This window comes from Microcoleus sp. PH2017_08_TRC_O_A (assembly GCF_020738665.1).
Taxonomy (GTDB): Bacteria; Cyanobacteriota; Cyanobacteriia; order Cyanobacteriales; family Microcoleaceae; genus Microcoleus.
The window spans coordinates 19,239-41,667 of sequence record NZ_JAEQCE010000026.1 but is presented as its reverse complement, the minus strand read 5'-3'; the positions used below and the strand labels follow the sequence as shown (position 1 = coordinate 41,667).

Below are 22,429 nucleotides of genomic sequence, written 5' to 3'. Positions count from 1 at the left end.
AATAGAAAAGTATAGACAACTCAGAAAAAATATTTTATGTGGGTAGACGTAACAGCGCTAAATCAGATTCCCGAACGGGATATTTTGAAGGTAAAAGTTGAAGGAATTTCACTAATTTTGAATCGCCAAGGTGCGAATGTCACTTGTTACCGCAATGCTTGCACTCATTTAGAATATCCGATCGATATGGGGAAAGTAAGTAATGGCATCATTACCTGTCCCTTTCATAAATTTCAATTCAAGTTAGATACTGGTAAATGTTTGAATGCACCGAGTGATTCCCTAGAGTCTTATCCCGTAAAGATTGAGGGCGAAATCGTTTTTGTTGACATCAATGAATCATGATTCATCAGTCATTTATTCATACCAATTTGAAACAAAATCTCATAAGAATAAAAAAATAAGAAAAATAAATTAGAGGTTTTTACCTGTAGGGACACGGCACGGCACCGTGTCTGGCAATCTATGCCTTAAGATAGATATTTTTTATATAGTTAATAACCGTTAATAACCGTAACAACAATTTGTCAAAATCTTATTATGTGCTGTTTCCAACACAAACCTGCTAGCGCCGGGAGGCTTTGCCGACATGGGAGCCAAACAAGGCAGAGCATAAGAATCTGAGTTGCCTGGTAAATTACAAAGTCCCACGCATTTAATAGAAGGGTTCCGAGCGTGATACCAGTAATTTTATAACCCAATACGGTTCACTTAAGACAGATCCCCCCTAACCCCCCGGGAGATGCGGGGGGGACAAGAAGCTCTTAAAGTCCCCGCAACGATGCGGGGGATTTAGGGTGATCTCCGGGCATAAATAGTGTTAAGTAAACCGTATTGTTTTATAACCCAACAAACATTCTCAATAGTGTTCATACTCCTCGTACCTTCACGCGGCAAGGAGCGTCAAAGATAAAATCTCAACTAGGGACGGAAAACCAGATATTCCAACAAATAAAATCATGAAAAAACTATGCCTGTTTTTTTTTTGATGGTGATGATTAGCTTGGGAACAGTTGCAATTGTCAGAAGTCAGCAAACACCACCACCTATCAATACCTATAGTCAAACCGTGAAACGGGAAGTCTTCGCGAGTGGTTATCCTAGTGAGGCAGAAGGTAGAATTTTAGAATTAGTACGTTATACCATTCCTGGTATGGCAAAACTGCTGCCTCACGTTCATCCAGGGATGCAAATTTTCAAAGTTGAATTGGGGACACTCACCTATACTGTTGTCCAGGGAATCGCGAAAATTAAACGCGCCAATGGTAAAGAAGAAACCCTAGACGCGGGCCAAACTACTCGTCTGACGGTGGGAGATTCTTTAGTTGAGGCAGGGGGTATGGTGCATCACGGTCAAAATGAAACAGGAGATCTGGTAATTCTGCTTTCCACTTCTCTCCTGGATTCTCAGAAACCGAAAGCAATTTTGATCGAGCGTTAATCGACTTTACTGGTGCTTGGTGGTGGCGGATTAAAGTTTTGAACTGGCATCTGGGGTTCATATGGTGTCCGAGTAATTAAGCACAATCAGATTGGTTCGTAGTGCGGACTTCAGTCAGCTTTCATGCGGAGGACACTCCCGACGCACTACAAACTGTTTTTGTTATGGTAATAGAGCGGACATGATATGACTCTTTCCCAAGCACATCGCTTGGGAAGGAGTTAATTAACTTTAAACCACCGCACTTTTCAACCTATCACTTTGGCGCGCCGCTGACGGAGGAAAACCCCCAAAAGCCCGATCGCCCCAACGATCAAAAGCAGCCATTCTTCCGGTTCCGGAACCCCAGAAACATTCAAAGGATTGTTCGGTTTCGTCAACTCCTCCTTACCCGATTCTATCTTTCTTTCAAATCGATCGCTCTTAGCTTCCGCCGCCTTTAGCTGCGCCCTTTGCGCGTCATTAACTAGCACAATCATCGAAGAATAAGGCGTGACGACTTTAAAAGTTTTAGCTAGCGAGTGCATTGCATCCAACTGAGTCAACTGATTGGAAGTTTTCTCTTTGCTAAGGGCGGTTATCAACTGCCGCGCAGCTATCGGTTTAAAACCTTCATTTTCATCATCAGTTATTTTCGCAACCGCCGCCGACTTGGGAGTTTTGGCATAACTCCAAACATAGCCATCAACAACACTAATTGCAGATTTCCCTGATGATGCTGTCGTCGCCACTCGCTGCATCGCCTCTTTGATATCGGTAGAAACTCCGCCACCGCTATCTTGAATCAGCTTTAAAGTTCCATCATCGTAAGCCGGTGGTAAGCCTCCCAAATGCACAGTCCATAGGGGTGAGGGCATGGAAACGCTGGTTTTGCGATCGTCGGATAACTCATAGCTGTGGCGATCGCTCACCAAGAATACAGTATCATAAGTGCGATCGGCGCGTAACTGTGCAAACTGTTGCAGAATATCCTTAAGTTGGAGCGTACCATAAAACGTCAACTTTCCAACATCAAAACTCCCCAAATCTTCCACCAACTTCGGCGGCATCCCCGCAGCACTCCCCACATACAAATCAACCGTATTTGCTTTTAAACTATTCGCTTTCAACCATTCAAAAGTCTCCTTAACCTCCTTTGTTTTCCCCGTCATACTGCGGGAAGTATCCAGAATAACTGCAAACTTTTTGCCCTGCGGTAGCGAATAATTTGCATCAACCAGTGGCTTAGCAGAAATCGTATTTTCTCCCGGAAAATTTGCCAGACGCGGTATTGCTTGCTGCCGGGAAACTGCTAGCACAAAACTCGGCAACCAAGTTTCTTTTGCCTCTTTTCCTTTGTAATTTACCTGTTTTCCGGCAATTGTGCGGCGAGTATTTCCATCCCAATAAATGTTACGTTTTTCTGCTAAAACAGGCATCGCCCAACCCTGTGGTTGTCGCATCACTTTGTAAGTCAGCCACAAGTGCATTTCCGTTGGCCCATCAGTTTGCGTGCGCGAAAACTCTCGTTTAGCCGGAATTGGAAAAGCTCGCAAGCGGTATTGTTTCGGGCCAACTTGTTCGAGCAAAGCCGGGTCTACATTTTCTCTCACCTGCTGGTTGTAAACTTGCTGTGCAGCACCTCTGGGCGACACACTAAATGCAAAACGCCTTTTCAAATCCCCAGTATCGCCCAGCCAAACTCCTGTAACTGCGGCGCTTTCCGGCAGTGAAAAGTAATAAAATACTTCTTGCAAGTTCGGCGTTTGATTTTTGTAAACTTCGTAGAGTTGAACATCAGCCCAATCGCCCTTTTCTGTGATTGTAACTTCTTGCGACTGCAACCATACTTTTTCCTCATTGACATTCAGCAAACCTGCCTTAGCTTCTTGGCGGTTAGATGTTGACTGCACTGCGTGCTTTACTGCTTCCGTGTCACCTTTTTGAATTTCGGTATCGAAGAATCCAGCGTAGAGTTTTTCGGCTTTTTTAACATCGGAATCAGAGCCTTGATACAAAAACGGCGACATTAAAAAATTGTAGCTGTTCTGCACGTTGCGAGCCGCTGTGTTAGGCAAACTGAACGTATTTTTGTACATCTCATAAATGTGGTTGTTTTCTCCCACAGTGCTGAGATAGCGGTACGGAGATAAATAAGCATTAACTAAGCCCGATCGAATCATATCAGACTTGGCTAATAAAGTTTGACGCGCAGTGTCATTTGCTGCGGGAGTTGCCAGAATTTTCATGGCTTGAATTTGCGGCTGCTGTAGCAAAGCTGCGAAAATTGCCAGCCAAGCAGCCATGACTCCCAAGCTGCCCATGATTGCTTGATTCTTTCCGTATTGGGAAGCAAAACTGCGAAATACTTTGCGTCCAGATTGGATGTATAGAAAGCCGTAAAGCGAAGGCATTACTACGAACAAGCTGGAGGTAAGACCAAACAGAATCAAGGATAATGGTAGCCACCAAATTATGGATAATGAAGTGTACTTTAGAGAATCAATCAGTGGTGCTACCCAGGCAAAACTTAAAAATCCAACTACCAGCGTAAATGCGACAGGTAGAGCGTAAAACATCAGCAAGGTTGCCGCCCAAGTTCCAACTAGCAGCATTAAGCTGTGAAATGCTAACTGTATCCACGCACTTCGCTTGTTTCCCATGAATCCAATAGAACTGGACTTTCTGTTGCGAGCATCTTGAGATATTGAAATATCTTCAATATTTTCTTGTTTCCCAAAATATCCGTACAGCATTTCTACTAAAAATGCTGCAATGCACAAAACGATTGTAGCGATAATTAGCGAGCTGGCTGGATTCAGTTCTCGAAGCATAAACAGCCTGATTAAGCAGAGCAAAAACAACGGCGCTTCTACTCCGTAAAACAAGCGCATTAGCTGCAATGGTTGCTTGTGAAAGCGCCTTGCTCCTACTATGGTAAACACTGTCGGTACTGCTATCAGTGCTGTTAGGGTTAAGGAAAATTCAAGGGGAATAATTCCGTCTATTGTTGCTTGGATTAACGGAATTGCTAGGTATGGCAAAATTCCTAGATAAACAGTTGACAAAAATGTCAGGTTCCACACCCAAAAAACAATTCTAAAAATTGCATCAAATACCTGCTTTGCTTTCATTTTTTGCTCCTTTTAAGCTTTGTTTGACAGCATTATGTACGTTAGCAGTAAACTCTTGTACCTCGGAATTTTCAGGATTTACGAAACTGTCAAAAAGAATGGAAACTAGCACCCAAGTCTGATTGCGATGGGTGATGTCGCTGCCGATGCGCGACAAGAAGTTATCTGTGGTTTGCGCTTGAGATTGCAGCCAGTATGCAGCGGATAGTTGGTTGTCTTTGAGATACAGCCAGCGAGCGGTTACGGTAGGAGTTAGCTGTTTTTGTTCTATTCGATTAACGGAGATGCCACTGGTTACAAAGCACAACTCTGGTGCGTGATAAGTCTGCCAAGATGTGCTGGCTACTGCGAGGAGGGAACCGTGCAAGTTACCTGAGACAAATCTCTTTTTTTCGGCTTTTGTATCTGGGTAATTGCCGAAGAATCTTTGTTCGCTGGGATTCAGCGGGATTGCTTCGGATATAATTTGTTGGGGTAGTTGTAAAGGGGCGATCGCTACTTTTGTACTTTCGACATGATACAATTGAGAAATTCCTGCTAAAACAGTCACCGTCACAATTAGTCCGGCTTTTGCCAGAGGCTGATTTTTCAGTATTTCCGAATCTCGTTGCGAGTTGAAATCAATTTGTTTTGTTGGCTGAAATTTGGGAACTTGTTGCAGCATCAACCAACTTACAAAACAACCGCAGACTAAACCTACAATTCCCAGTGGTACGTGGAGGATTTCTGCATAGGTTGGCTGTTGCCAAACTTGGGCAACCAGCACTAGCGCGACAACCCGCAAAGCGTTAGCAGACAGCAACATTAACAAGTTAGCAGCGCATACTGCCAGCCATTGAAAACTTAATTTTCGGCTTTCTAACCAGGTAGCCACTAGCAAAAATAGCGTCCCGACTAATAGGGTTTTAATGCCGCTGCAAGGTATATCAACGTGAGCGATGCCGTTTTCCAAAATCAGGATATCGTAGGAAGAAATAGCTCCCACGTGCAGGAATGAGAGCAACTGTTCTACTACGTGAGCAGTCATCACTCGCGCGGGCAAGCCGAGGCCGCTATTAAACTGATTGCTGAAGGGTAAAATACAAGCCAGCAAGCCGGCAATTGGCAAGTTTTTTTGCCAAAAATTCGGTTCCGCAAAGAAGCCGCACAGCCCGTAAGTTCCGAGGATAAATAGCAGTACGCTAACTTGTGGGATATTAATTATGCACCCTGTGGCGATCGCCAAAACACCTGCACCCAACATCAACAGCAGCGGATTGCGCCTCAAAATGAAGTTGCGGGAAAATGCGCGCGGGCGATCGCTCGGTTGGGGCGATCGCACTACTAATGCTACAATCAGAAAACCAATTGCTATCTTGTACAGTGCCGGTATCTCAACAAACGACGATAACAGCCACTTAACAGCCGAGATATTGGCCCAAAACCAAGCAAGCGCCAGCAAAAAAGGAGCCAGCCAAACCAAATTAACCGCCTGAGGGGGACTAACAGAATCTGAAATTCCCGAATCTGGAATATTGGTGCGCTGCATGATACCGCTTGAAATTCACATTGATGAAATCTTAGCTCAGCAAAATTGGTAATGCCTAGACCCGTAAATTAAGTTTTGTCAAGCTTCTATTTTCTATACATAAATGTTAGCCTTATAATAATTTAATCGGAGGTAAAAATGAGCGAAAAAAGTACAGGATACAAAATTCTTAGCGACAACCGACAAGCGCGCCATTTGTATGAAATTATAGATACATATCAAGTGGGAATCGAGTTAAAGGGAACCGAAGTCAAATCGATTCGGGAAGGAAAAGCGAATTTGCGGGACGGATATGCTTTGGTTAAAAATGGCGAAATATGGCTGATTAACGTTCATATTTCGCCGTGGAGAAGTGCTAGCAACTATTTTAATCACGAGCCTCGCCGCACCCGCAAATTGCTGATGCACAAGCAGGAAATTCGCAAATTAATCGGCAAAGTGGAAGAAAAAGGTTTGACTTTAGTGCCGTTAAAAATGTATTTGAAAGGTGGCTGGGTAAAACTTGATATCGGTTTGGGAAAAGGGAAAAAACTGCACGACAAGCGCGAAGATTTGAAGAAACGCGAAGACAAGCGGGATATGGAACGCGCGATGAAGCAATTTTAGTCATCAGTCATCAGTCATTAGTCGGTAAACAGTCAACTGTCACCTATCAACCCAACGACTGTGCTCTTCGGGCAGGGGGCAAGCTGTCAACTGTCAACAGTCATCAGTTATATTATGTGGGAGCATCTCATTTTTGTAAAAAGCATTTTTTTTTGAGTGCGAGCGTCCCCGCTCGCGTATTGTATAGTACGCGAGCGGGGACGCTCGCACTATAAATACAAAACTCAGATGCTGCCTATCATGTCCGATCCATAACCATAATAAAAATGGTTCGTAGTGCGTCCTGGTGTCCGCAGCTTCAGAGCGGACACCAGGACGCACTACAAACTGTTCGCGCGTGCCCTTAATCGAGCGAACACCATATCATCAGTCATTCAGTCATCAGTCCTCTCAACCGCTTCTGTCAACCTCTTCGGGCTCTTCTGTCAACTGCCAACTGTCAACTGTCAACTGTCAACTGTCAACTGTCCTTCTTCCCGCTTCAATCTTCAATCTTCCTGAAAATATCCGGATTGCTTGTGGAGTCCCGCGAAGGGTTAACCTATGCTCGAATACATCTAGGTAATCGCAGCATGAGGCAAGCATTCGGCTGTGGAGTTGCAAACCATAAATGAGAAATGAGTTCAAGCCTTCCTTCATTTCCTAAGATTATGATGCCATGAGGGTGGCAATTAAATCTAGACAACAAAATATCACAACTCTCAAGTTAAAAGATGCTAAAAACGACACCGTTAGCTAACATTTTTAATGTCATGAAAGAGCCAACAAAAAAGCATCATCACTCCAAGTGGGCGGCATTCCTACTGATGCTAGCAGTAGGCTTTGGCGGCTGGCAATTTGGGTTGCCGGAACTCGCCTCACTGTTTAATAATAAGGGCTTTGAAAACTACAAAGCCAATAGATTGGCTGATACTCAAAAAGCCTATGAATTAGCCCTCTCCGTAGATCCCAAGAGCCGAACAGCTCTTTACAATTTGGGATGGCTGTGCGAAGAGGTGCAAGATTTAGAGTGCGCCCGAGGAAAATACCTGCAAGCTGCCAAACTGGGTCTCCCTGCTGCTTACAGCAATTTAGCTCGATTATATATAGTAGACAAGAAAAACTATGCTGCTGCCGTTCACTTGCTGTGGCAAGGTTTAAAATTAGCTGAGGACGATCGAGTAAAATATTCCTTACTCAAAAATTTGGGATGGGCTCGGCTGAAACAGGGTAGATATTCAGAGGCATTGCAGCATCTGGATGCAGCGATTAAGCTTGATAGTGAAAGACCTGCAACTTACTGCTTAAAAGCGCAAGTCCTAGAAGGGATGAAAAAGACGAAGGAAGCGCTACCGCAGTGGAAAACTTGTCTAAAGTATGCGGATTCCCAAGAATTCGATGAGGATATATGGATAGGAATGGCACGTCAACGATTAAAAGAGGAAAAAACAAATAAATGAAACGCACAGTTTTGCTTTCATCAGCCATGCTGGCAATTATAACGGTAATGGAGCTAAGTCAAGCCTCAAGAGCAATGCCAACTCCTGCAACTGTTACACCCACAGTGAATGAATCAGTCGCAACGCTGTTCCAATTGAATCAGTCTACGACGTGGCGGCGGTGCAAAGATAGAGATGGATATTATGCGTGTCCGAGATTTGCAATGCCTTCGGATAGCGAAGAATAAGAGTTATTTTCGATAATTTTTGTAGAGTTCGCCACTAGCACTTTACAACTAACAGGTATGTAGTATGTAGTAGTAGTTATGTAGGTGCACGCTGTGCACCTTATACCATTTGAGATTTGAGATTTGAGATTTGAGATTTGAGATTAAAGAATTGGAAATGACTGATGACTATAGCCTTTTTCAGTAACAGTGCGGTGCTCATAGGGCATAGGGCATAGGGCATAGGGCATAGGGCATAGGGCATAGGGCATAGGGCATAGGGCATACCTCACTTATTTGAGAAAGGCTATAGCGCGTCGCGTGAGAACCCCGGTCTTTCAAGCCGGGGATGAAACGCAGTTGCAACCTTTAGGTTGCCAGTAATCTGTGTTATAGTTTTTAACAATGTGGAACAAGTAGGCGTATCAACTACGCGTAGAACCATTCCTAGAACGGTGAAATTCCGGGCAGTAAGACACCCTCAACATCTTTGTTTGAGAAAGACTATGGCACAGCCAAGCAGCGCAGGATGGGGAGCGTACCGAACTGGCTTAGTGTTGAGAAGTGCGAACGAAAGCATAAATCAAAAAAGTAAGCGTAATTGCAACACCAAAAGGTAGTTGTTTTGAACGTCTAGATGTGTCTTGACAGCGTATTTAAGAGTGTCAAAGCTTCTTAAGAATCTCCGCACCTTCAGGTCGGAGAGTGTCAAATCATCGCTTGCAGCTTTAGGAAAGCTGTCTGCTTTTTGGGAACTGGAATCCTTACCGGGCGGGGATAAAACCCCGCCATTACTTTTATAAGTTCGATTTTTGAACCGCAAGCTTTTCGGTGATTACCCAGGGGTACCTGATTTTTCCGATCGCTATTCTACTCGCCCTGTGTCAAACCTGAATCTTGCTGCTGCTGAGAATTGCTATAAAAACTAGCAATAATCGCCACCATCAACCACCAAAGCATATTAACTTCCGGCCGATACCAAACTGTATCGACAAAACCGTGAGCCATCATACCAGTTAAAGTGGCGATCGCCCCAATCAACCAAAACCCCTGATTTGATTTGAGATTTGGGGATTCTTCCTCTAAATGAGAGCTGTTAAATTGTGCGTCGCGCAATTTTTTGATCTGCAACAAACCTTGATTGACGGTAACAGTCATCAGCCACAGGAAACACATTAAACCGATAAAACCAGTTTCGACGGCAATTTCTAGCAGCACAGAATAAGCGCTCAAAGCAGTGAATTTTGGCTTCATATAAAGCGGATAAACTTTATTAAAAGCAGTATTTCCGGGCCCAATGCCGAGGATTGGCCGATCGCGAATCATGTCAATCACCGCCGTCCAAACATTAATCCGAAAATTGTTGCTGCTGTCGCCGCGGCCGACAAACATACTCGAAACTCGATCGCGCAAGGCTGGCACCAAAGCTACTCCCAAAATTAACGCTCCAGCCAAACCTCCTAACCCTAACGGCAGCGCCCAAGTGCGCCAGAACCTAGGCATTAAAGGGCTGTACCAGTACCAAAGCAGGACTAAAAACACCACCAGCACAGCCACAAAACCGATCCAAGCACCGCGACTGTCGGTGTAGCGCAAACACGCGCAATTCACTACCAGCATCGTCAACGCTAAAAGTTTGGTTCCCCATCCTTGCCACACAAAAAGTGCGGCGGCGCTCAAGGCAATGGCTGGTAGCAAATAGGAACCGAGCAAGTTGGGATTGCCCAAAAAACTGTAAACTCGGGTGACATCGGCTTGAGTAGAAGTCGGATCGTTCCAAGTAGCTAATGGTGGCACTTTATCAATCCACTGCCGCACGCCGTAGAAACTGACAATTAAAGCAACATTAAGATATACGGCTATTAACCACGATCGCAAACGGGAATCTCGCAATATCCGCGCCATCAGTGCAAAAAATAGCAAATACAGCGTTAGCTTCGTCCAGCCTGTAAAAGCGGCGGCTTTCACCGGCGACATTGCTGTGGCGACGGTAGCAATGCCCCAGTACAAAAGTACCAGCAAGTGAATGGGTGTGAGGGCGATCGCGCGATCGTCCGAAACAGTCAGCAGCACCCAAAACGCAGCGGCAGCAGCCATCAACACACCCACCAGGGCGTTGTTTACAAATGGGCCCATACCGAACGTCAAGGCGAGCAAAACAAAACCCAGGGGCTCGGCCCACTGCATCAGCCAGCTACTCTGCCGCCAACCGCGCAAAGAGCCGATCGCCAAATTCAATAAATAACTGCCACTTTGCCACTGAGAGAGCGGCAAATTTGCCAGAGTTAACTGTTGCCAAACTGAATTCATTTTTAGATTTGTACTTGGTAATTGGGCATCGGGAATTGGGCATCGGGCAAACAGGGAATTGGCCAAACAGGGAATTGGGCATCGGGAATTGGGCATTGGGCAAACAGGGAAAAAGGTATTTGTTATTTCTAACAACTGCCAACTGCCAACTGTCAACTGCCAACTGTCAACTGCCAACTGCCAACTGCCAACTGCCAACTGCCAACTGTCAACTGTCAACTGTCAACTGTCAACTGCCAACTGACTTCATCTTTCCAACAACTCGGTAGCATTGGTACAGGGGAGCCAGAGCACGTAGCGATATCCAGATTCTGGAGTGCCTTGAATCGAGAGTTTGCCGCCTTGAATTTCCACCAACTGGCAGCAAAGCAGCAGCCCCAAGCGTTCCCTAGCGCCGTAACCAGCTAACACAGGTGCCGTATCCGCAGCATTCTCGGCCACCAAAGCCGCCAACTCAGAAAACGCCAGCGTTAATCGCTGCGAAGCCTGTTGCTGTGACGGGACTTCCGGTTCAAATTCCAGGGAATCGGTTTCGGAGTTCGATCGCGCACCGCGATCGGCTCCGACCTTCAACAAGTAGTCGGAGTAGAGTTTAGCATGGGGCAAACTTTCACCCAACCAAGGATGAAAAACCCAAACTCCGATATTGATACCGTCTTGTTTCCGAGAAACGTGGACTCGAATCACGCTGCCTGCCCCAGCCGATTGAATAATGCTAAAAATTAAGTGGTGCAGCATTTGCTGAACTTTATCCTTATCGGCCAGCCAGATGCGCGGCCCGGGCCCCATTGACAAGTTAATTTCTTGCTCTCGTCTAGAGGCTGCTGGCGACAGGGTTGTCACAACTTGCTGAGACAAAGTTTCTATATCAACTGCGGTTCGCTTCAATGTGAAAGCGGTATCGTCTAGATCTGCCAGTTCCAAAATTTCTTCAACTAGCGATCGCAAAGATCGGCTGCTGTCTTGGATCACGTCGATATATTCTTTTTGCTTGCTCGTTAAGGGGCCGTAAATTTCTTGGTTCAATACGCTTGCCATGCCGAGGACAGAAGTGAGCGGGGTGAGCAATTCTTGCGCTAAATGATTCAGCAGTTTTACTTTAATTGAGTTAGTAGATAAATCGATAGGTTTGTTATTCATCGGTTATTTTTGTTGGTTCATTATCGAGCGCTTATTGTTAGATCGAGTCCGGTTAAATAATTCTAATTAAGTTTGTACTGAGGACGGCAGCCCTCAAAATCTTAAAACGCCGAACGAAACAACTTTATTATCAGTGATTAACCGGCACTGATACTTAGTTACTTATTATACATCTTCCCCAAGTTTATAACAAGTTGTTTGCTGCACGAATTAAAAATAGAGTGGCAACCCAAAGGCAATATATAGCAGTTGACAGTTGACAGTTGACAGTTGACAGTTGACAGTTACGTAGTACGAGAATCAAACCGTTTATGCTAAAGGGTTATAGGATCTATTCATGACATGATTTATGTCCTAACCTATGTGGCGGTTGCTATATCATCCTTATTTTTGCTTCTCTCTTCCTGCGTCTCTCTTCCTACTTCCCTATTCCTAATTGCAGATTCGGACTAATTAAGATTTAATCATTCCTTCTAAAGCGGATTGCAAGTCTTGAGTGAGTTCGGCAACTGCTACCCTGCGGCTGCTTTGATATCCCTCCCAGCGATCGCCCACTGATATCGGTTTGCCCACGGTCATTTGCACCTGCTGTTTGCCCAAAGAAGGGCGGCCGAAAGGATTTCCGCCTTTGATGCGAGTCAGTACGTCCCACAGCAGTAAAGTTGTTTCTGCCAAACGTTCTGCTGTGAGCTTTTCTTGGACGTATCTGCCGGTGACTGAGACGAAACTTTCGACAAGTCTCATGTGCCACATCCGCAGACTTGCTTCTTCAGCGAGGCGATCGGCTAATCCTCTTTCTAAGGCACAAAGTCCTGCAATATCTTTGATATCTTCTCGATAAATATAGTCCCAGCCTGCTTGTTCCAGACGGCGGCAGCGGTCTATCAAACTGCCTTTGGGCTTCAAGTTAAAATATTCTTCTGCTACTTGCAAGCCTACGTCTAACAGTGCTGTCAGTCGAGGAATCATCGCTTCATTTTCCGAATCGTTTGTCGTTGTTTCGGGCAGCGGTATTAATGTCAAAGAAGATGTTTTTAACTGTAAATTTCGATGATAAAAACGGGCGTAAAACTGTTCCATTACTGTTAGTAAATGGTTGCCAACTCGAATCAGGCGCAGATATTGGAATTTGTGATGCTGGTCTGCGGGAGCGAGATTTTCTGCCTCTAATTTAGCAATCTCGGTGGGTTCTAAGGCTGGAAGTCCGCAATCTATTTCTAATTGAGTTAAAAGTTTTTCTAAGGGTTCCCAGGGTGGATTGACATAGCGGTATTGAATGCCGATCGGCACAATCAACACTTTTTCATCAGTACGTCCGGCTTTTAGCAAGTCTTCAACGCACCAGAAGCCCATTTGAGCGATTCCCGGTTCCAGGGGGCTAACTATTTCATTGTGACCGTTGGTGGCGCCTTCTGGGGCGGCGGCGATGGGAAATTGGCTGTTGGCGAATAAATCGCGGGCCGATCGCAATCCAGCGCGATCGATCTTGCCGCGCACAATCGGAGTACCGCCGAGGCGAGAATATAGCCAGCCGACGCTAGAACCGGCCCACAGAGGAATTCCGCGATCGTAGATAAAGTGGGAATGTACCGGGAATTGCAGGGGAATGCCTTTGGCGCGCGCCGCCTGGGGAACGAGTTTCCAAATTAGTTGTCCCAAACAGTAGGGATCGTCGGAGTTGGGATGGCGGAAGGCGAGTAAGAAGCGAACTTTTTGATTTTGAAATTGGTGGAAGAGTTCGGCGAGGGTTTCGACGTTTTCGGCTTGAATGTGGCTGATATTTGTCTTAAATCGCAGCCACCAGGGGAGTATTTGCTGACAACCATTGACGATGAGGGGGTTGTAGGCTGGGGGTATGAATTCCAGCGGTGGCTGAACTTGGTTTATAGAATTGGGCATTTGGCGATTTTAAATTTTCTGTCGTGCATTTCAATTGCATATTCGGGACGGGCTAGAAGCCCATCCCACAAGACTTGAATTATTTCTTGACATACAGTTTAAATGCACAACAGCTTAACTTACAATTTTTATTGTTCTTGTGGGATGGGCGTCCCGCCCGTCCAGAAAGAACGGGATCTTCTGGCCCATCCCACTTTTAAGAGTGTAAGTTATTAAATTTTAGTTCCTTAGTTAATCATGTGCGATCGATTTACCGCAATCAGATTCGATCGCGCGTGCGGACTTTAGTCCGCAGCCTGAAAGCGGACTTTAGTCCGCACTACAAACAAACGGTTTTTGTGATGGTAATCGACTCGACATGATATAAGACGGCGCTTGCAACCGCCCCTAGAGAAACAAAACCCACTTCAATGAGATTGCTAACTTAAGCTTATTGGTTTATAGCCGCAAACGCACAATTCCTGTCAGTAAGATTTTGGCAATCCAAAATCTAAAATCTAAAATCTAAAATCTAAAATCCTATTGTGCTGCTTCAAAAATCATCTCTTGGAAGTTAATCACGTCCGATCGCGGATCGCAGTGAGTGACTTTGACTTCTAGCCGATCGCCAATTTCGACCGATCGACCAAATCGCATCGCCAACTCCAAACCCAACTCTTCCAACAAAATCAAAGCCAGATTGCTATCTTCCCTCAACCAGCGCAGCATCAAAGCTTCCCAAACCTCATCAGGATTGCGCCGCAAATATTCCAATCCCCAATAACGGTTTGTTTGGCGTTCCACGGTAGAGGCTTCTCTAACTGCGGTACCGAGACACATCACAATATCCTGTATTTCTTGGGCGGAAAAAGGCAGTGGTTCGCCCCGCAGGTGGGCTTTAATTTGGAAGTGAGTCAGCAAGTCGGTATAGCGGCGGATCGGGGAAGTAACTTGAGTGTAGGATTCCAAACCTAAACCTGCGTGGCGTCCGGGGGTCAGACCCATTTCGCTGCGGGGCATACAGCGGCGCACGGCGCAAGCGCGGGCTGGGCCAGCGGGCACGGCCAGCAGTTCTTCCTCTGGGGGGAGTTCCGGCTGCGGCTGATAGCGGTAGGGTATGGGCAGCTCGTGAGTTTGACCGTAGCGGGCGGCGACTTCGCCAGCTAAAATCATCATTTCCGCTACTAGCAATCTGGCTGTAGAGTCGTCGATGACGTGGATTTTGATCTCGTCGCCGTGGACTTTGATGACGGATTCGGGCATGAAAATGCTGATGGCGCCTTGGGCTTCGCGCCATTTTTGACGCAGTTTTGCCGCCGAGGCGATCGCGCTTATTTCCGGTTCTGCTTCAATTCCCAACTCCAGCATTTCGTCTACGTCATCGTAGGTTAAGCGATAGGTGGGTTTGATCTTGCTGATATGGATGCTGTAATCTTGGGCCGCGCCGATTTCATCTAAGGTGACACTAAAGCTGAGGGCGCTGCACTCTTTACCTTGAATTAAACTCATCGGCCCGGTTGCCAAAGCTGGGGGAAACATGGGGATCATGCCCGTGGGCAGATACACTGTAGTGGTGCGCTTTCTGGCTTCGAGGTCGAGTTCGTCTCCGGGGGAAAGCAAGCGGGTCGGATCTGCTATGTGTATCCACAGACGCTGCTGGCCGTTTTCGAGGAATTCTAGGCTGAGTCCGTCGTCGATTTCCGTAGTGCTTTCGTCGTCGATCGTGTAAACCTTGAGGTGAGTTAAATCGAGACGATCTGTGTCTGAGTCGGTTGAGGGTTCTTCTAGGCAGCTTTGCGCTACTTCTAATACCTTTGCCGATAGTTGTAGGGGAATTTGGCTTCGCCGCAAAAACAGGTTTTCGTGGGGACTCCACAGGCCGAGATCGACTAGGAGTTGAAATGCTGCTTCGGGGTTTTCGGGACGTTGTAAGCTGGCTAAAGTTTCTAAGGCCGGCGTGCGGTGAGTTGCTTCTTCTCCGAGGGTAGCAAAGCGTTCTAGGGCATCGAGGCGAGTTCGATCGCTAGTTGCCCAATCTACATTATTTTCCCCAGCCAGCCGCCGTTTAACTCGATCCCAAAATCCTTGGGATTCTTGGTGTCGGTGCTGTTCTACTTCTTGCTGGTGTTTGATTTCGGCTACTTGGGCAACTGGTCGCGGTTCGTAGCGATCGCCCTTTTGTTTAAAATACAGTTTATCTGTGGACAGCAAACAATAAGCTGCATAACATTGCGCCGGAGTGCGATCGGAAAATAGCAGCATAGCCAGGGCTTCTGGATCTGTATTTTCTCCGTCGCCCACTAGAAGTTCCCAAGCTACTTCTAGACTCGACGGATCTGAGTAAGCTTCTACTTCTTTAAGAAATTTGGAAATGTCGGAGGGTTTGTAAGTTTCTCCGACTGCTTCATAGCTGATTTGTTTTGGCGGAATGCTGTGCGGTTGACCGTTTTCGTCTACCACTACCCAGTTTTTCTTGCCGTCAGGGCGATCGGCAACGGCCAGGCGGCGGTCGCCGTGCACTCTAAATTCTACTAACGTTCCCTTCTCCACTTGCCCGCTTTATTTTTGAGATTTTGGATTTTTACAGTTGCCACTTATCGAGTTTCTTTGCTTCCGATTTTAGATTTTGGATGTTTACATTTTTTAAATCAATTGTCAAAACTAACATCTAAAAAGTTCTGCTTTTTGTGCTTTAATTTTTAACTTTTGAGATTTTGATTAAGACTTACGCACCAGCGACTCAATACCAAATATTGCCAGCTATTAGCTACCATCGCTTGCGACAAAAAGACGTTGTTTTCGCGTAAGTCCTATTTTTGTCCAAAATCTAAAATCTAAAATCCAAAATCCAATTAGCCTTCTTGGTTTACGAAGGGCATCAAAGCTACAATTCTTGCTCTTTTGATGCTGCGGGTCAGGTCGCGCTGTTGTTTTGCCGTCAAACCGGTAATCCGGCGGGGCAAGATTTTACCGCGTTCTGTGACGTATTTTTTGAGCAAATCGACATCTTTATAGTCGATCGGGTCTCCTGGTTTGATTGGCGAAACGCGCCGGCGAAAGTAAGTCATGGTTCTTTGGTAATTGGTAATCGGTCATTGGTCATTGGTCATTGGTCATTGGTAATCGGTCATTGGTCATTGGTAATTGGCAATCGGTAATCAGTAATTCTTAAAAGATTCTTAAATGACTGCGATAGTAGAAACTATTAGCCATTAATCCTTAAATACTACTCATTCCCCATGCCCCATGCCCCATTCCCCATGCCCCATGCCCCATTCCCTACTTGATCTCTTTGTGAGTAGTGTGCTTGTTGCAGTGGGGGCAGAACTTTTTGAGTTCTAGCCGTGCCGTCGTGTTGCGACGGTTCTTGGTCGTGGTGTACCGAGACACGCCTTTGGAGCGTTTGCTCGCGTTTGTTCGGCACTCAGTACACTCTAGGGTAATTATGATGCGGACGCCTTTAGCCATAATTCTAAATAAATTTCGACTAATTTAAACACAATTTATTATCGTCTCACATTTGTCTGCACTTGGTCAAGCAATCTTCTAACTTTGATGTCAAGCGAGTAGCCGCGCTTGGTTCCGATGACGATCGTCCTACCGAGTCGATCGTGAAAAGCTTGGGGAAACCTTTCTGCGTCGGTGAAAGCAACGCTACAGTCGATCGCCAGTGGTAACATCAGCAGCAAGACGCCCGCGTTAGTGGAGGTGAGCCCACCTACACCTGCGAAGGCTAGGGCGGCGCAAAAGCCCAGCAATGCCTCGCGCTTGCACAATTCTTGCACTCCGGGAGTCCGTTGGAATCTAGGATCGAAAATTTTCATGTCCAGGGCCCAGCGCCCGAGACTTTGACCTTGGTTTTTCCTGACGATGGCTACGCGCATTATCATCCACAGCAGGACAAAAAGAAAGGTTTGGGCGATCGGATTTGTACCGAGAAGCAAACTGGGTATCCAAACGGCGATCGCGTCAATGCAGAAGGCACCGGCGCGGCGATCGAGTGATACTTTGGGCAAGAGGGGAACTAGGTCGGAACTCATAGGCCAAAAAAAGAATTACTTTGAAATGGGTAAGTCCTATTTCTATCGTAATCGAAATCAAGGGGCTTGAAGCCGTAGGGCATAAGGTCAAGGCGCAGCTACATATTAATAAACCTCATCATGGCTTCCAATATCAACCAAGACAATTAAATCATCACCTGTTGTAGCATCTTTTTTGAAAGCAAAAATGATTCGACAATCATAGGCCACTGAACAAGACCATAAACCGTCCAATTTCCCCGTTAACTTATGAGATTTTAAAGCCGGATTAAAAGGATCATCGCCCAACAATTCTAAAACCTCTAATATCTGGTCTTGTAATTGCTTATTTTTTTTGATTAATCGCTTAAAACTTCTTTTGAAACTCGGATCTGTTGTTAAAATCATTCCTCCTCCAATAAATATGACTTCAACTCTTCAAAAGTTCCTCTCATGGCTGTTCCAGTCTCTACAGCCCTAAAAACTTCCTGAGCATTAGCCAAAATTTCATCCCTCCGATTTTCAATCCGTCGCTTGCGGATTAGCTCAAACAACTGATCCTGATCTTCTATTGATAAACTTTCGACCTGAGCAATAATTTCTTGTACAGTCATCATACAGCCTCCTTTAAACTAAAATCAACGAAATATTTCGCCTCCGCCAAAACCCAATCCTTAATCAAACGGCTTAATCCTTATTCCGTTATAATCCACCAAAAGGTCAATATCACTACTCTCATCGACAACACCCCGCGCCACCGAACCAAACACCCGTACATTAAACGCCCCATGTCGCAGCGCCACCGCCAGGATATCCTCGCCCTTGGACTTTAATAACTATTGTAACTTCAGCATAGGATTTCCTCAAGCATCAATTTAATTTGAAACTTTACAGACTTACAGATCCATTCGTGGAAGCCCCCCGCGTTCACATCAGGAGTGTCAAAAAAGCCCTTAATATAATTATATAGCAACTGCCAAGACTGTTAGGATATTCTTAATCACCGAAACTCTTGCCCGGAAATCCCAAGATCAAAACTTAAACTTTTCGTCAAAAACTGTGTAATGTCTGCAAATGTGCGATCGCCCCGTCCCAAATCCCCGCTGAAGCAAGTGTTAATCAGACTTGTCCTCGCCGTAATTGCTGCTGTTATCGCGTTCAACATTCCTCACTCCTTAATTCCCGTGTTTAAAGAACCTGTATCCGAAGCATCGCCGCCGCCCGAAATCCAAAACGTGCTCGCCGGGAAGCGCATAATTGTGACTGTGGGGGACAGCATCACCGAAGCGGCGAAATACCCAGGAGGTTACGTTTGGCTGCTGCAACGCTATCTAAATGCCCTGTATCCCGATCGCAAAATCGAGATCGTCAACGCGGGAATCTCCGGTAACAAGGCGAGTGATATGCAGGCGCGTTTTCAGAAAGATGCGATCGACAAAAAGCCAGATTTAGTCACGATCAACGCCGGAGTTAACGACGTTTGGCACGCTTTTTTCGACTTCAAAAACCTGCAATTTCATCCGCAAGGCAACCTAGCTGCGGGATTACCGCTGGCAGAATATATAGACAAAATAACTCAAATGGTACTGGCAGCAAAAGCCGCAGGAATTCGAGTCGTGCTGCTTTCTCCTACTCCCATCCGCGAGATTCTCGACGGCCCAGAAAATCGCAGGTTGCAAGAATATGTTGTGGCGATGCGAGAAATTGCCAAGCAAAATCAGTGCTTGTTTATCGATTTGAATGCGCCTTTTCGGGAAGTTATCGGCACCTATCAAAAACACGCCGGAAAAACTCTAAATTTGTTAGCAGCCGATGGAGTTCACCCGAATCCGTCGGGATATCGAATCATTGCTTTTACTATATTGCGCGGTTTGGGAGTACCCGCTAAGGATATTGAAAATTTGCAGGTGAAAAATTGAGCAGAAGGAAGAAGAAAGAAGGAAGAAGGAAGGAAGAAGGAAGAAGGAAAGAAGTAGCTGTAGGGTGTGTCGCCCTTAACAATCTCTAAATTTGACAGACAATCTCACAGCGACGCACCTGACAAAGAGGGTTGAGGAAACAAGCCGTAGTCATTAGTATTTGTAGGGTGCGTCGCCATAAAAAATCCCTAAATCCAATCGACAATCTCACAGCGACGCACCTGATACTTAGGGTGCATGGAAACAAGTCATTTTTTTTCGCAGCCATATTTTTCATAAATGGTATTAATCATCAAGCGGCGGATGATAGCGCTTCAACCAACAGCTACCGATGATCACCAACGCTACCACAACAATCATTTCCGTCCAAAAAAATGACAGGAAATCGCTAGCAGTTCCCACTGGCGGAACTCCCGGTTGAGAGTTGCGAATGCCGGGAAAAGCAAACAGCATCACACCTGTCCAACTCAACATTCCGACTTCCGGCAACTTGCCAGATTTCATCACCTTTAATGCTAGCAACAGCGCCATGATTGACAGCACCCACATGATCACAATAATCACCAAGGAAAAGAATTTTACCGGAATCGATCGCGTGGCTGAAACATCGATATAAATAAATATAGATGAATTCTCTTCCATCGGCTTATAACTGATATCGAAGCCGGGAACATCGGCATTAAATTTAAATTCCAGCGGCACAGGATTTAGTTGGAAGGGAGCAAACTGTTTGCCAATTGAAGCCAGCGGGTCAATTGAAATAGCTACTTTAGCAATGTGCGTGTCAAACGGATAATTGTTGATTTTTCCCTTGACTAAGTTAAACTTTAATGCCGGGACAATCATCGGTTTGCCTTCTTTAAAGCTAATTTCCGAATCCTCGATATTGGCACCGTTAACTGTCATTAATAAATCTTGAGCCGGGTAAGTAGGCCCTTTTTTATAAATACCTTTAAGCTCGAACTGCAAGCGGGTTTCTAATTCGTTTTTAATCGGGTCTACGCCAATTACGGTCATTTTGACCTCAACCAAGCCTTTGGGGGCTACAGCGGTATCTGGAGAGGGGCTGTAAGGCTCTTGGGCATTAGCATTGTGAGAGTAAATAGATAAGATAATTGCCAAACTTACGGCGAGGCTGCAAATTAAAATAAGTATTTTTTTGATATTTGATTTGTTGACAGTTTGCATTAATTAGGGATATTTTATGTATTGACTTGTTGTTAGTATTCCCCGCAATACAAAAGGTTCGTAGTGAGGACTTTAGTCCTCTGACGGATGCGGACTAAAGTCCTCACTACAAACCTATTTTATCTTAGTTCTCGGGAAGCAGTACGTTTGGTGTAAAGCTGCCGTGCAAACCGTAGGGAATGTGCTGTTTTAAATGCAGGCGCGCTAGGGGGCCTTTGGTGATGTCGCGGGCATCTAGAATCGCTAAGGTCGATCGATGATTAGCCGCATCATACATCAAAACCAGCAGCCAACCGTCATCTTCAGCCCTTGCAGCCTCAGGCGAGACGGCTGAATCACGGGGAACAAAAACTGGTTCACCAGCAAAGCCGCGCGGCGCGACACTCCAAACTTGCCTTTCACCCGTGTGGAAATCTATTTTAAGAATAGCTTGCAAAGGAGCATTCCCAGTGGCAGAGTCAGCGGCGCCGATATAAAGATATCGGTAAGGTTGTCCGACATTATTCGGATGCAAAGTCGGAAACTCGCAACACCGAGTTTCCACAACTTGATGCTGCACGGTTTTGTCTTGCAGATTTAACTTGAACCGCCACAACTCGCCCGCTGGAATGGTGTCAAAATCAATCTCCAGAAAATCGCCGTCATGTTCGACAGTGGGAAATGATTCGTAGCAAACTGAATCTACAAAAACTTCGCCGTTTTCTTCCCAGGCGTTGCAGTGGTGGAACACAAAACAAGGTTCGGTTTCTAATATTTTTACCTCGTCAGTGCCGTTGCGCGGAATTAAAATTGCCTGGGTGGGCTTGTTTGGCGAAAATTTAATGCACTGCGCTGCACTCCGAAATCCTAACAGGAAAAGTAGGGGATTGAAGCTGACAGGATTTTGGAAGAATATGCAGTAATTCTCGGTAATTACCATGTCGTGTAGGAAGGCAAAACCCGGGATTGCATGGGCGTGTTTCTGCAATAGTTTGCCAGTTTCGTCGAGTTCGTAAATCGTGATTGTACTTGACAAACCGGGCTTGACGGAAAAGTTGATTAATCTGTCTCCTTTGCCATTTTTCCCTTTTTCAATTCTGGGGTGGGCGGCGAAGGCTTCACCGGGTTGTAAGATGCCGTCTAGGGTTTCTAATCCGAGGGTTTCTAGGCTGCGGGGGTCGAGTCTGTAGGGCTGTGCTGCTTCCCAGAGTGCTAGCAGTTTGTCGCCCCAATAAATGATGTTGGTGTTGGCGATGTTTTTGATTTTGACATCAAAGATGTTGGCTAACCAGCCTCCGGGTTTCTGTGTGCCGAATACGCCTCGGTGCAGGATTTTTCCGGCTTTTTGTTCGGCGAGGTAGCCTTCGGTGTGCACGAATCGGTTGCGGAAGTGGGCGCGTTTTTGGGAAATTGCGATCGCACAAATCATGCCGTCGCCGTCAAAGGGGTGGTGGATGCGCGATCCGTTGACATCCAATAATCCGGGCCCGTTACGAAAGAATGTGCCTTGTAAGCCTTCTGGGATCTCGCCTTCGATGTTGTCAATCCAGTAGTCGGCTTCGTTGGGTTGGGATTCGTAGCCACGCTGCCAGTCTTTGCGATCGTATGATAAGTTTGGGGCTACTGTTTTGGCTGGGGAAGTTTGTAAGTTTTGCATTGGTAG

The 22,429-nt window shown here is 45.8% G+C and carries 20 protein-coding genes; 6 read left to right on the top strand and 14 right to left on the bottom strand.

Translation table 11 applies throughout. The annotated features are described in order from the left end of the window. Positions 1-36: 36 nt before the first annotated feature. Positions 37-345, top strand: a complete 309-nt coding sequence (locus JGK22_RS11130; protein WP_293185331.1) for a Rieske (2Fe-2S) protein — start codon at positions 37-39, stop codon at positions 343-345. Between the two features lie 625 nt (positions 346-970). Then, complete coding sequence (locus tag JGK22_RS11125; protein ID WP_293185330.1) at positions 971-1,441, top strand: cupin domain-containing protein; 471 nt, start codon at positions 971-973, stop codon at positions 1,439-1,441. Positions 1,442-1,689: 248 nt separating this feature from the next. Here JGK22_RS11125 and JGK22_RS11120 read toward each other — a convergent pair whose 3' ends face one another. Both JGK22_RS11120 and xrtO read right to left on the bottom strand, forming a co-directional pair. Then, complete coding sequence (locus JGK22_RS11120; RefSeq protein ID WP_293203345.1) at positions 1,690-4,554, bottom strand: TIGR02921 family PEP-CTERM protein; 2,865 nt, start codon at positions 4,552-4,554, stop codon at positions 1,690-1,692. Beyond that, positions 4,532-6,082: an exosortase O gene (gene xrtO / locus JGK22_RS11115; RefSeq protein ID WP_293185328.1), complete on the bottom strand. Its 1,551-nt coding sequence runs from the start codon at positions 6,080-6,082 to the stop codon at positions 4,532-4,534. Before xrtO ends, JGK22_RS11120 begins: the two co-directional genes overlap by 23 nt. Positions 6,083-6,220: 138 nt before the next feature. On the opposite strand from xrtO, the gene smpB reads away from it, so the two are divergent. The 3 genes from smpB to JGK22_RS11100 all read left to right on the top strand — a co-directional run bounded on the left by smpB (position 6,221) and on the right by JGK22_RS11100 (position 8,354). Then, complete coding sequence (gene smpB, locus JGK22_RS11110) at positions 6,221-6,688, top strand: SsrA-binding protein SmpB (protein WP_293185326.1); 468 nt, start codon at positions 6,221-6,223, stop codon at positions 6,686-6,688. A gap of 713 nt (positions 6,689-7,401) precedes the next feature. Further along, a complete protein-coding gene (locus JGK22_RS11105) occupies positions 7,402-8,127 on the top strand; it encodes a tetratricopeptide repeat protein (protein WP_293185324.1) in 726 nt (241 codons plus the stop codon). Next, complete coding sequence (locus JGK22_RS11100) at positions 8,124-8,354, top strand: Osc7112_2153 family protein (protein WP_293185323.1); 231 nt, start codon at positions 8,124-8,126, stop codon at positions 8,352-8,354. Before JGK22_RS11105 ends, JGK22_RS11100 begins: the two co-directional genes overlap by 4 nt. 849 nt (positions 8,355-9,203) lie before the next feature. Here the strand turns inward: JGK22_RS11100 and JGK22_RS11095 are convergent. The 10 genes from JGK22_RS11095 to JGK22_RS11050 form a co-directional block, all read right to left on the bottom strand. Further along, positions 9,204-10,643 carry an IctB family putative bicarbonate transporter gene (locus JGK22_RS11095; protein ID WP_293217050.1) on the bottom strand — a complete coding sequence of 480 codons (1,440 nt, stop codon included), beginning with the start codon at positions 10,641-10,643 and terminating at the stop codon, positions 9,204-9,206. Between the two features lie 246 nt (positions 10,644-10,889). Beyond that, a complete protein-coding gene (locus JGK22_RS11090; RefSeq protein ID WP_293312875.1) occupies positions 10,890-11,783 on the bottom strand; it encodes a histidine kinase dimerization/phospho-acceptor domain-containing protein in 894 nt (297 codons plus the stop codon). 453 nt (positions 11,784-12,236) lie between these two features. Beyond that, positions 12,237-13,682 (bottom strand): 1-acyl-sn-glycerol-3-phosphate acyltransferase, encoded by a 1,446-nt coding sequence (locus tag JGK22_RS11085; protein ID WP_293182802.1) that lies wholly within the window; start codon positions 13,680-13,682, stop codon positions 12,237-12,239. Between the two features lie 519 nt (positions 13,683-14,201). Beyond that, positions 14,202-16,211: a ribonuclease R family protein gene (locus tag JGK22_RS11080; RefSeq protein ID WP_293207336.1), complete on the bottom strand. Its 2,010-nt coding sequence runs from the start codon at positions 16,209-16,211 to the stop codon at positions 14,202-14,204. A gap of 302 nt (positions 16,212-16,513) precedes the next feature. Next, positions 16,514-16,729, bottom strand: a complete 216-nt coding sequence (gene rpsR / locus JGK22_RS11075) for a 30S ribosomal protein S18 (protein WP_006631377.1) — start codon at positions 16,727-16,729, stop codon at positions 16,514-16,516. A 211-nt stretch (positions 16,730-16,940) separates the two neighbouring features. Next, the gene (rpmG, locus tag JGK22_RS11070; RefSeq protein WP_293182798.1) at positions 16,941-17,129 is read right to left on the bottom strand and encodes a 50S ribosomal protein L33; all 189 of its coding nucleotides are present in this window, start codon (positions 17,127-17,129) and stop codon (positions 16,941-16,943) included. Positions 17,130-17,167: 38 nt separating this feature from the next. Next, on the bottom strand, positions 17,168-17,677 hold the full coding sequence (locus JGK22_RS11065) for an RDD family protein (RefSeq protein WP_293196260.1): 510 nt from the start codon (positions 17,675-17,677) through the stop codon (positions 17,168-17,170). A gap of 129 nt (positions 17,678-17,806) precedes the next feature. Next, positions 17,807-18,088 (bottom strand): type II toxin-antitoxin system mRNA interferase toxin, RelE/StbE family, encoded by a 282-nt coding sequence (locus JGK22_RS11060; protein ID WP_293182794.1) that lies wholly within the window; start codon positions 18,086-18,088, stop codon positions 17,807-17,809. After that, on the bottom strand, positions 18,085-18,297 hold the full coding sequence (locus tag JGK22_RS11055) for a hypothetical protein (RefSeq protein WP_293182792.1): 213 nt from the start codon (positions 18,295-18,297) through the stop codon (positions 18,085-18,087). The genes JGK22_RS11060 and JGK22_RS11055 overlap by 4 nt, the downstream gene beginning before the upstream one ends. Before the next feature lie 57 nt (positions 18,298-18,354). Continuing rightward, complete coding sequence (locus JGK22_RS11050; protein WP_293191989.1) at positions 18,355-18,450, bottom strand: nucleotidyltransferase domain-containing protein; 96 nt, start codon at positions 18,448-18,450, stop codon at positions 18,355-18,357. Positions 18,451-18,744: 294 nt separating this feature from the next. On the opposite strand from JGK22_RS11050, the gene JGK22_RS11045 reads away from it, so the two are divergent. Then, positions 18,745-19,599 (top strand): SGNH/GDSL hydrolase family protein, encoded by an 855-nt coding sequence (locus JGK22_RS11045; protein WP_293312873.1) that lies wholly within the window; start codon positions 18,745-18,747, stop codon positions 19,597-19,599. A 285-nt stretch (positions 19,600-19,884) separates the two neighbouring features. Here JGK22_RS11045 and JGK22_RS11040 read toward each other — a convergent pair whose 3' ends face one another. After that, a complete protein-coding gene (locus JGK22_RS11040) occupies positions 19,885-20,787 on the bottom strand; it encodes a DUF4436 family protein (protein ID WP_293191904.1) in 903 nt (300 codons plus the stop codon). A gap of 124 nt (positions 20,788-20,911) precedes the next feature. Then, positions 20,912-22,423: a carotenoid oxygenase family protein gene (locus tag JGK22_RS11035; RefSeq protein ID WP_293207338.1), complete on the bottom strand. Its 1,512-nt coding sequence runs from the start codon at positions 22,421-22,423 to the stop codon at positions 20,912-20,914. Positions 22,424-22,429 lie beyond the last annotated feature (6 nt).